We start from the raw sequence: 253 nt of genomic DNA, 5'->3' as shown, positions 1-253 counted from the left end.
TAAAACAGATCATTTGGACGCTTACGTCATAGCCGATTTCGCTAGATGTGGCAAGATTTCTTCTTCCCCTTGGCGTGGTTCTCAGTTTTTGGCTTTACAAAGACTTACACGCCATAGGTTCCATTTGGTTCATACACTCGCTTCTGAAAAGAATTGGATGCTTTCCAACATTTATCTGAAATTCAGTGAATTGGCTGTGAAAAATAGGGATAAGCCCTTTTCCGATATATACGGTGCTACGTCTTGTGCTGCT

Annotated in this window: 1 protein-coding gene; it reads left to right on the top strand. The window is 41.5% G+C overall.

Translation table 11 applies throughout. From position 1 onward, the window contains the following. A partial coding sequence (locus tag AD60_RS09985; RefSeq protein ID WP_146048850.1) for a transposase occupies nt 1-253 on the top strand: 253 nt, incomplete at both ends.

The sequence above is a fragment of the Petrotoga sp. SL27 genome, from assembly GCF_002924605.1.
Lineage (GTDB): Bacteria > Thermotogota > Thermotogae > Petrotogales > Petrotogaceae > Petrotoga > Petrotoga sibirica.
The sequence above is the reverse complement of the archived record's forward strand: the minus strand, read 5'-3'. Positions and strand labels throughout refer to the sequence as shown.